The sequence below is a fragment of the Streptomyces sp. NPDC047869 genome (assembly GCF_040704065.1).
Classification (GTDB): domain Bacteria; phylum Actinomycetota; class Actinomycetes; order Streptomycetales; family Streptomycetaceae; genus Streptomyces.
Window position 1 is genome coordinate 113,653 of the sequence record NZ_JBEYRK010000024.1, and the last position, 10,851, is coordinate 124,503.

At 70.7% G+C, this 10,851-nt stretch carries 6 protein-coding genes; 5 read left to right on the forward strand and 1 reads right to left on the reverse strand.

Annotated features, from left to right (window positions below):
- Positions 1 to 295 precede the first annotated feature (295 nt).
- The 4 genes from AB0924_RS27295 to AB0924_RS27310 all read left to right on the forward strand — a co-directional run bounded on the left by AB0924_RS27295 (position 296) and on the right by AB0924_RS27310 (position 6,840).
- The gene (locus AB0924_RS27295) at positions 296 to 2,335 is read left to right on the forward strand and encodes a M4 family metallopeptidase (RefSeq protein ID WP_366912777.1); all 2,040 of its coding nucleotides are present in this window, start codon (positions 296 to 298) and stop codon (positions 2,333 to 2,335) included.
- A gap of 248 nt (positions 2,336 to 2,583) precedes the next feature.
- A complete protein-coding gene (locus tag AB0924_RS27300) occupies positions 2,584 to 4,242 on the forward strand; it encodes a M4 family metallopeptidase (protein WP_358935517.1) in 1,659 nt (552 codons plus the stop codon).
- Between the two features lie 344 nt (positions 4,243 to 4,586).
- A complete protein-coding gene (locus AB0924_RS27305) occupies positions 4,587 to 6,248 on the forward strand; it encodes a M4 family metallopeptidase (RefSeq protein WP_366912778.1) in 1,662 nt (553 codons plus the stop codon).
- A gap of 70 nt (positions 6,249 to 6,318) precedes the next feature.
- Positions 6,319 to 6,840, forward strand: a complete 522-nt coding sequence (locus AB0924_RS27310; protein ID WP_366912779.1) for a DUF1990 domain-containing protein — start codon at positions 6,319 to 6,321, stop codon at positions 6,838 to 6,840.
- 31 nt (positions 6,841 to 6,871) lie between these two features.
- On the opposite strand, the gene AB0924_RS27315 is transcribed toward AB0924_RS27310, so the two are convergent.
- Entirely contained in the window at positions 6,872 to 9,490 is a 2,619-nt protein-coding gene (locus tag AB0924_RS27315) for a glycosyltransferase family 1 protein (protein WP_366912780.1), read from the reverse strand.
- A gap of 362 nt (positions 9,491 to 9,852) precedes the next feature.
- Here AB0924_RS27315 and AB0924_RS27320 point away from each other — a divergent pair.
- On the forward strand, positions 9,853 to 10,851 hold a 999-nt coding region (locus tag AB0924_RS27320; RefSeq protein ID WP_366912781.1), incomplete at its 3' end, for a maltotransferase domain-containing protein.

A 10,851-nucleotide genomic window follows, 5' to 3' on the forward strand; every position in this document is an offset into this window, starting at 1 on the left:
ACGATCCGGCCGGGCCGCGTTCCGCCACGCGGCCAACGGTTCGTATATCGAACACGAATATCCGGACTACGTACGATTTCCGGCCAAGTTCGTGACGTGGTCCTGACAGGTCAGGTGATTCCCTGTCACTCTTCACAACGGCCGGCCCACAGCGAACGCACAGCTTCGCACGCACCGGGTGAGCCCGCCGCGCACCTGCACGTGGTTCCGCGTAACGCCCTGTTCGGCCCGGACGTCCCAACCCACCGTCCGGTCTCCCCTGGCCGCGCGACCCGCGGTCATGCAGAAGGAGTCAGTGGTGAGCAGCACCTCTCGCAGACGCACCCCCCACACCGGGCACCACCGCACCGCCACCGTCGCCCTCGCCGGCGTCGCCGCCCTGATCGCCGCGGCCGTCCAGTCCGGCGCCGCGACCGCCGCCCCCGCCCAGCCGCGGGCCGGCAAGGTCAATCCGGACCATGTGGCCCTCCGGCTCACGCCGTCGCAGCGCACCGAGCTGATCCGGCACGCCGACGCCCAGCGGGCCGCGACGGCCCGGGCGATCGGCCTGGGCGCCAAGGAGAAGCTGGTCGTCAAGGACGTCGTCAAGGACGCCGACGGCACCCTGCACACCCGCTACGAGCGCACCTACGCCGGACTGCCGGTGCTCGGCGGCGACCTCGTCGTCGACACGGCCGGGTCCGGTGCCACGAAGTCGGTCGTCAAGGCCACCCGGGCCACACTGAGGATCGCGGACCTCACCCCGTCCGTGTCGAAGGCCGCGGCCGAGAAGCAGGCCGTCCAGCGGGCCAGGAGCCTCGGCGGCACCCGGTCGGCGGCGGACAGCGTGCGGAAGGTCGTCTGGGCCGGCTCCGGCAAGCCCGTCCTCGCCTACGAGACGGTCGTCGGCGGGCTCCAGGACGACGGCACCCCGAACCAGCTCCACGTCGTCACCGACGCGGCCACGGGCAAGAAGCTGTTCGAGTACCAGGGGATCAAGAACGGCATCGGCAACACCCAGTACAGCGGCCAGGTCACGCTGACCACGACCCAGTCGGGCTCGAACTACACGCTGACCGACGGGGCACGCGGCGGCCACAAGACGTACAACCTGAACCACGGCAGCTCGGGCACCGGCACGCTGTTCTCCCAGACCAACGACACCTGGGGCAACGGCACCACGTCCAACGCCGCCACCGCGGGCGCGGACGCCCACTACGGCGCCGCGGTCACCTGGGACTTCTACAAGAGCACCTTCAACCGCAGCGGCATCAAGAACAACGGCGTCGGCGCCTACTCCCGCGTCCACTACGGCAACTCGTACGTGAACGCCTTCTGGGACGACAGCTGCTTCTGCATGACCTACGGCGACGGCTCCGGCAACGCCGACCCGCTGACCGCCCTCGACGTCGCCGGGCACGAGATGAGCCACGGCGTCACCTCCAACACCGCGAACCTGAACTACAGCGGTGAGTCCGGCGGCCTGAACGAGGCCACCAGCGACATCATGGGCACCGGCGTGGAGTTCTTCGCCAACAACTCCTCCGACGTCGGCGACTACCTCATCGGCGAGAAGATCGACATCAACGGCGACGGCACCCCGCTGCGCTACATGGACAAGCCCAGCAAGGACGGCGCGTCCAAGGACAGCTGGTACTCGGGGATCGGCGGCGTCGACGTCCACTACTCGTCCGGCCCGGCCAACCACTTCTTCTACCTGCTGAGCGAGGGCAGCGGCGCCAAGGTCATCAACGGCGTCAGCTACAACTCGCCGACGGCGGACGGCCTTCCGGTCACCGGCATCGGCCGGGACAAGGCGCTGCAGATCTGGTACCGGGCGCTGACCACCAAGTGGACCTCCACCACCAACTACGCGGGGGCGCGCACCGGCACGCTCGCGGCGGCCGGCGAGCTGTACGGCACCACCAGCGCCGAGTACAAGGCCGTGCAGGACGCCTGGGCGGGCGTGGCGGTCGGTGCACGCTCCGGTGGCGGCGGGGGCGGCGGCACCTCGTACGAGAACACCACTCCGGTGTCGATCCCGGACCACGGTGCCGCGGTCACCTCGAACATCACCGTCTCCGGCAGGAGCGGAAACGCGCCGAGCAACCTCCAGGTGAGCGTGGACATCACGCACACCTGGCGCGGCGACCTGGTGATCGACCTGGTCGGCCCGTCGGGCACCTCGTACCGCCTGAAGAACTTCTCCTCCTCCGACTCGGCGGACAACGTCCAGGCGACCTACACGGTCAACGCCTCCTCCGAATCGGCCAACGGGACCTGGAAGTTGAAGGTTCAGGATCAAGCCACATATGACACGGGCAAGATCAACAGCTGGAAGCTGACCTTCCCGTAAACCGCTCGCCACGAGCCGGGAAACAGGGCGCCGTCCGGGGGTTCGCACCCTCGGGCGGCGCCCGTTTACATAGCTGAAACGATTATCGGACAGACGGATTTGAGCCAACATCACATCGGGGTCATGACATGTACGCGTCCCTGATGCCACTCTTCCCTCACCGCCGCAGCAACAGCACAGCAACTTCCCATCACACCTCCGGACAGTGACCCCACGCTGACCGGACTCCCCCACGAGAAGGAGCTTCTGTGAGCCCCCTCTACGCGCGTCGCAAGCGCACCACTCTGGCCGTCGCCACCGCTGTCGCCGCCGGAGCCCTGCTTTCCACTGGTCTGACCACCAGTGCCAGCGCCCAGAACGCGGCCGAGGCCGCCGCCAAGCCGCTTGCGGCCGCCCCGACCCAGCTCTCCGCCGCGGCGCGCACCACGCTGATCCAGCAGGCCCAGGCCGGCGCCGCCGACACCGCGCGGGAGATAGGCCTCGGCGCCAAGGAGAAGCTGGTCGTCAAGGACGTCGTCAAGGACGCCGACGGCACCCTGCACACCCGCTACGAGCGCACCTACGGCGGACTGCCCGTCCTCGGCGGCGACCTCATCGTCCACACCGCCAAGTCCGGCAAGGCCGAGGGCGTCACCAAGGCCAACAAGTCGGCCGTGAAGGTGGCCTCGCTCAAGCCGCAGATCACCGCCGCCAAGGCGGAGAAGCAGGCCGTGGGCGCCGCCAGAACGCTGGGCTCCGCCAAGACCACGGCGGACGGCGCGCGCAAGGTGATCTGGGCCGGCTCCGGCAAGCCCGTCCTCGCCTACGAGACGGTCGTCGGCGGCTTCCAGGAGGACGGCACCCCGAACCAGCTCCACGTCATCACCGACGCGGCCACGGGCAAGAAGCTCTACGAGTACCAGGGCATCGAGAACGCGACCGGCACCGGCAAGACCCTGTACTCCGGCACCGTCAGCCTCAACACCAACCTGTCGGGCTCGACGTACCAGCTGTACGACACCTCGCGCGGCGGCCACAAGACGTACAACCTGGCCCGCGGCACCTCCGGCACCGGCACCCTGTTCACCGACGCCGACAACGTCTGGGGCACCGGCGCGGCCTCCAGCTCCTCGACGGACCAGACGGCCGCCGCGGACGCCGCCTACGGCGCGCAGGAGACCTGGGACTTCTACAAGTCCACCTTCGGCCGCAACGGCATCAAGAACAACGGTGTCGGCGCCTACTCCCGCGTCCACTACAGCAGCGCCTACGTCAACGCGTTCTGGGACGACAGCTGCTTCTGCATGACCTACGGCGACGGCAGCGGCAACACCCACCCGCTGACCTCGCTGGACGTGGCCGGCCACGAGATGAGCCACGGCGTCACCTCGAACACCGCCGGCCTCAACTACAGCGGCGAGTCCGGCGGCCTGAACGAGGCCACCTCCGACATCTTCGGCACCGGCGTGGAGTTCTACGCGGCCAACAGCTCGGACGCCGGTGACTACCTCATCGGCGAGAAGATCAACATCAACGGCAACGGCACCCCGCTGCGCTACATGGACAAGCCCAGCAAGGACGGCGGCTCCGCCGACTACTGGTCCTCCACCGTGGGCAACAAGGACGTGCACTACTCGTCCGGTGTCGCGAACCACTTCTTCTACCTGCTGTCCGAGGGCAGCGGCTCGAAGACGATCAACGGCGTGACGTACAACTCGCCCACCTACAACGGCTCCACAGTGACCGGCATCGGCCGCGCCAAGGCGCTGCAGATCTGGTACAAGGCGCTCACCACGTACATGACCTCGACGACGAAGTACTCGGGCGCCCGCACGGCGACCCTGAACGCGGCGTCGGCCCTGTACGGCTCCACCAGCACCGAGTACAAGACGGTGGCCGCGGCCTGGGCGGCGGTCAACGTCAACTAGTCGCAGCAGAACCGGACGAGGGCGGTACCGGGGCGGATGCCCCGGTACCGCCCTCCCCTTTTGCCCCGACTCCCTGGCCGGAAGCCGACGTTCACCGAGCCGGACGTTTCGGCGCCGCACAACGGGCACGGCCCGGGGGTTCACACCTCCGGGCCGTGCCCGTACGCATTTCCGAGGCCGTTACCGGACAGCAGTTTTCCGGCCAACATCACTCGGGGGCATGACATGTACGCGCTCTCCACGTCAGGCTGTCCCCACCGCCGCGGCACCACAGCACCTTCACAGCACAACACTCCTGTCGGCCCCCACGCCGGCCGGAGACCCCCCACGAACAAGGAGCTTCAGTGAGCCCCGTTCACGCGCGCCAAAAGCGCACCAAGCTGGCCATCGCCACCGCGGTGGCGGCCGGCGCCCTGATCAGCACCGGTGTGGCCCTCAACGCCAACGCCGACACCCCGCACGGGTCCACCACCACCGCCGGCGCCCTGTCGGCCGCCCCGGTCCAGCTCTCCGCCGCGGCGCGCACCACGCTGATCCAGCAGGCCCAGGCCGGCGCCGCCGACACCGCGCGGGAGATGGACCTCGGCGCCAAGGAGAAGCTGGTCGTCAAGGACGTCGTCAAGGACGCCGACGGCACGGTGCACACCCGCTACGAGCGCACCTACGGCGGACTGCCCGTCCTCGGCGGCGACCTCATCGTCCACACCGCCAGGTCCGGCAAGGCCGAGGGCGTCACCGAGAACACCAAGGCCGCCATCGAGGTCGCCTCGCTCACGCCGAAGATCGCCACCGGCAAGGCCGAGTCGCAGGCGCTGACCGCCGCCAGGTCGGCCGGATCGGAGAAGACGGCCGCCGACACGGCACCGCGCAAGGTGATCTGGGCGGCCGAGGGCAAGCCGGTCCTCGCCTACGAGGCGGTCGTCGGCGGCCTCCAGGACGACGGCACCCCTAACGAGCTGCACGTCGTCACCGACGCCAACACCGGCAAGAAGCTGTACGAGCACCAGGCCGTCGAGACGGGGTCCGGCAAGACCCAGTACTCGGGCACGGTGACGCTCGGCACCGGCAAGTCCGGTTCCAAGTACCAGCTCAAGGACGCCTCGCGCGGCGGCCACCAGACGACCAACCTGGCCCGCAAGACCAGCGGCAAGGGCACGCTGTTCACCGACGCGGACGACGTGTGGGGCACGGGCAGCGCCTCTTCCTCGCCCACCGACCAGACGGCCGCCGCCGACGCGGCCTACGGCGCCCAGGTCACCTGGGACTTCTACAAGAACACCTTCGGGCGCAGCGGCATCAAGAACGACGGCAAGGCCGCGTACTCCCGCGTCCACTACGGCAGCAACTACGTCAACGCCTTCTGGGACGACAGCTGCTTCTGCATGACCTACGGCGACGGCGAGGGCGACAACCACCCGCTGACCGCGCTGGACGTGGCCGGCCACGAGATGAGCCACGGCGTCACCTCCAACACCGCCGGCCTCGAGTACAGCGGCGAGTCCGGCGGCCTCAACGAGGCCACCAGCGACATCTTCGGCACCGGCGTGGAGTTCTACGCCAAGAACGCCACCGACAAGGGCGACTACCTCATCGGTGAGAAGATCGACATCAACGGCGACGGCACCCCGCTGCGCTACATGGACGAGCCCAGCAAGGACGGCGGCTCCGCCGACTACTGGTCGGCCGGCGTCGGCGACAAGGACGTGCACGAGTCCTCGGGCGTGGCGAACCACTTCTTCTACCTGCTCTCCGAGGGCAGCGGCGCGAAGACGATCGACGGCGTCAAGTACGACTCGCCGACGTCCGACGGCTCCAAGGTCACCGGCATAGGCCGGGACAAGGCGCTGAAGGTCTGGTACAAGGCGCTCACCGAGTACATGACGTCGACCACCGACTACAAGGGCGCCCGCAAGGCGACCCTGAGCGCGGCGTCGGCCCTGTACGGCGCCTCCAGCACCGAGTACAAGACGGTCGCGGCCGCCTGGACGGCCGTCAACGTCAAGTGACGACGGCCCGGTGAAGCTGGGCGGTACCCGGTCGGAAGTCGTCCCGGGTACCGCCCTACCCTTTTGACCCATGCCCCAGGCGCCCTTCACCTACGAGCCGGTCGGTGCGACACGCGACGACCTGACCGTCTGCCCGCCCGGTTTCCACCCGATGCTCGTCCGCACCCGCCTCGGCGAGGGAACGGCCGTCTTCAGTCGGGCCGCCGAGGCGGTCCTCACCTGGGAGATGCACCGCGCCATGGGCGTGGGCATCGACGCCGGCGCCGACCGCGCCGCCCCCGGTGTGGACGTCACGGTCACCCTGGCCGGCGTCATCAAAGCCCCCTGCCGTGTCGTCTGGACCGCCGAGGACCCCCGGCGCGCGGGCTGGGCCTACGGCACCCTCGAAGGCCACCCCGAATGCGGTGAGGAGGCCTTCGTGGTCGACCGTACGGGTGACGGCACGGTCTGGCTGACCGTCGCCGCCTTCAGCCGACCGCAGAAGTGGTACGCCCGCGCCGGCGGCCCCGCAACCCGGGGCTTGCAGCAGGCCTACGCCCGCCGCTGCGGCACCGTCCTGAAGCGCCTGTGCGCCGAGTACGACGAGGCCTGAGCGACGCGCCGCCCGCCGGACCCGCGCGCCATCAGCGCAGCAGCACCCCCGCTCCCTCCGCCGTGTCCTGCGAGGGCACCGTCACCAGGCCCAGTTCAGCCGCCGAGGTGAGGAGACGGTGGGCCGGGAGGATGCGCACGGTGTAGCCGTAGGGGCCGGTGCGGTCCAGGGAGAGCGGGCCCTCGTAGAGGCGGCGGCCCTCCAGGTCGGGGCTGCCGGTCGGCTTCAGCGGCACCGCCGTGGCCTCGGTGATGCGGTCCTCCGCGTCCACCCGGCCCGAGACCGCCTGCACCTCCACGTCGTCCGGCTCCAGCTCGCCCAGTCCCACCCGTACCCGCAGCCCCACGGTCGTGCCAAGTTCCGCGGTGGCCGTCGTGGCCGTCGTCTCCACGTGGTCGACGCTCACCCCTGGCCAGGCGGCCCGCACCCTGGCCTTCCACGCGGCCAGTTCACGGGCCGTGTCCGGGGTCAGCGCGCGGTGCGACTGGGCGGCGGGGGCGTACAGACGGTCGACGTACTCGCGGACCATGCGGCCCGCCAGCACCTTCGGGCCGAGCCGGCCGAGGGTGCGGCGGACCATCTCGATCCAGCGGTCGGGCAGTCCGCCCCGGCCGCGCTCGTAGAAGCGCGGGGTCACCCGCTGTTCCAGCAGGTCGTAGAGGGCGGCGGCCTCGATGTCGTCACGGCGGTCGGGGTCGGTGCCGGCGCCGTCCGCCGTCGGGACGGCCCAGCCGAAGTCCGGCTGGAACCACTCGTCCCACCAGCCGTCCAGTACGGACAGGTTGAGGCACCCGTTGAGCGCCGCCTTCATCCCGGAGGTGCCGCAGGCCTCCAGCGGGCGCAGCGGGTTGTTCAGCCAGACGTCGCAGCCCGGGTAGAGCTTCTGCGCCATCGCCATGCCGTAGTCGGGCAGGAATACGAGGCGGTGGCGCACGCGCGGGTCGTCGGCGAACCGCACCAGCTCCTGCACCAGCCGCTTGCCGCCGTCGTCCGCCGGGTGCGCCTTGCCCGCGACGACGATCTGGATCGGCCGCTCCGGGTGCAGCAGCAGTTCCATCAGCCGGTCGCGGTCGCGCAGCATGAGGGTCAGGCGCTTGTACGACGGGACGCGCCGGGCGAACCCGATGGTGAGGACGTCGGGATCGAGGACGCCGTCGATCCAGCCCAGTTCCGCGTCCCCGGCGCCACGCTGCCGCCAGGACGCGCGCAGCCGCTCCCGCACCTCGGTCACGAGCTGTTCGCGCAGGGTGCGGCGCAGCTCCCAGACGTCCTGGTCCGCGATGTCCGCCACCGAGTCCCAGCGCTCGGAGCCGCCGACGGTCAGCGCGTCCTCGGCCCGCTGGGAGCCGATCTGCCGGGCGCCGAGCCGGAGCACCTCCGGGGCCACCCAGGTCGGGGCGTGCACCCCGTTGGTCACCGAGGTGATCGGTACCTCCTCGGCGTCGAACCCCGGCCACAGGCCCGCGAACATCTCCCGGCTGACCTGCCCGTGCAGCAGGGACACCCCGTTGGCCCGCTGGGCCAGCCGGAGCCCCATGACGGCCATGTTGAACAGGTTCGGCTCGCCGCCCGGGTAGGTCTCCATGCCCAGGGCCAGGATCCGCTGCACGTCGATGCCCGGGAGTTCGGAGTCCGGGCCGAAGTGCCGGGCGACCAGCTCCCGGTCGAACCGGTCGATCCCGGCCGGGACCGGGGTGTGCGTGGTGAACACGGTGCCGCCCCGCACGGCCTCCAGCGCCGCGTCGAAATCGAGTCCCCGCGCGCACAGTTCGGCGATCCGCTCGAGACCGAGGAAACCCGCGTGCCCCTCGTTGGTGTGGAACACCTCGGGCTCCGGGTGGCCGGTGAGCCGGCAGTAGGTGCGCACGGCCCGGACACCTCCTATGCCCAGAAGCATCTCCTGCAGCAGCCGGTGCTCGCTGCCGCCGCCGTACAACCGGTCGGTCACCCCGCGTTCGCCGAGGTCGTTCTCCTCCACGTCCGAGTCGAGCATCAGCAGCGGCACCCTGCCGACCTGCGCCAGCCAGATCCGGGCGTGCAGCGCCCTGCCCCCGGGCAGCGCGAGCGAGACCTGGGCCGGGGTGCCGTCGGCCTCCTTCAACTGGGTGACGGGCAGCTCGTGCGGGTCGAGCACCGGGTAGTGCTCCTGCTGCCAGCCGTCCCGGGACAGGCTCTGGCGGAAGTAGCCGTGCCGGTAGAGCAGCCCCACCCCGATCAGCGGCACCCCGAGGTCGCTGGCCGCCTTGAGATGGTCGCCGGCGAGGATGCCGAGGCCACCGGAGTACTGGGGCAGCGCGGCCGTGATGCCGAACTCCGGGGAGAAGTAGGCGACCGCGGCGGGCAGTCCGTCGCCCTGGTGCTGGTACCAGCGGTCACCGGCCATGTAGTCGCCGAGGTCGTCCACGACCGCGGTCAGCCGGCGCAGGAAGCGCCGGTCGCCGGCCAGCTCGGCCAGCCGGGCCGGGCGCACTCCGCCCAGGAGGCGCACCGGGTCACCCTTGGCCGACGCCCACCGCTCGGGGTCGACGGACTGGAACAGGTCGCGCGTTTCCGCATGCCAGGACCAGCGCAGATTGCGCGCCAGGTCGCTCAGCGGCCGGAGGGGTTCGGGGAGAACGGGACGGACGGTGAACCGACGGATCGCCTTCACATCTCACCTCGGACGCGTTGCGTGGTGTGAGACGCACGGCGCTGTACGTCTCGTCGTCCCTGTCGACGGTAGTGGTTACCGGGGGGTCGGTGGGGACGTACCGGGACGGGTGTCGGGGCGCGCCGGGGTCACGGGGCGGGGGTGCCGGGGGCGTGGAGCCGCGGTCGGCGGGCACCCGGAAAAGAGGGCCGGTCTTGAACGTAGACATACGCGCGAGTAGTTAACAAAGTGCCGGATTGCCCACCCGATACGGATGGGAAGGCTCCCCCGGTACGCCCCACAGCGACACCACAGCACGAACGCAGGACCCACCTCCCCATATTCATCCGCCCACACCCACGTTGACGCGGACAGGAGCGGTCATGCCCGCCACGCACCACTCGTCGTCACCACCGACCAGCAGGACAGCCGGCAAGAAGACCTCGGGCAGCAAGGCCGGGAAGCCGGCGGAGAACCTCCACGATCCCGGCCCGCCCCAGCAGCGCCCCGCCCCGGCCGGGTCCACGGCCGTCGGGCGCATCCCCGTCCTCGACGTGCGCCCCGTGGTCCAGCACGGGCGCCGGCCCGCCAAGGCCGTGACCGGCGAGGCGTTCGAAGTGTCGGCCACCGTGTTCCGCGAGGGACACGACGCGGTCGCCGCGAACGTCGTGCTACGCGATCCGGAGGGCCGGCCCGGCCCCTGGACCCCGATGCGCGAACTCGCCCCGGGCACCGACCGCTGGGGCGCCACCGTCACGCCGGGCGAGCCCGGCCACTGGACTTACACGGTGGAGGCCTGGTCGGACCCGGTCGGCACCTGGCGGCACCACGCACGGATCAAGATCCCGGCGGGCATCGACACCGACCTGGTCCTCACCGAGGGCGCACAGCTGTACGAACGGGCGGCCGCCGGAGTGCCGGAGGAACGGCGCGAGACCGTTCTGGAGGCCGCCGCGGCGCTCCGGGACGAGGGCCGTCCGGCCGCCTGGCGGCTGGCGGCGGCTCTGTCTCCGGAGGTGGAGGGGGTGCTGTCCCGTTATCCGTTGCGGGAGTTGGTGACCGCGTCCGAGGCGATGCCGTTGCTGGTGGAGCGGGAGCGGGCGCTGTACGGCTCGTGGTACGAGTTCTTCCCCCGCTCCGAGGGCACCGCACAGCGGCCGCACGGCACGTTCCGCAGCGCCGAGCGGCGTCTGGCGGCGATCGCGGAGATGGGCTTCGACGTCGTCTACCTGCCGCCGATCCATCCGATCGGCACGACGTTCCGCAAGGGCCGCAACAACACGCTCACCGCCGGCCCCGAGGACGTCGGGGTGCCGTGGGCGATCGGCTCGCCCGAGGGCGGTCACGACGCGGTCCACCCCGACCTGGGCACCCTGGAGGAC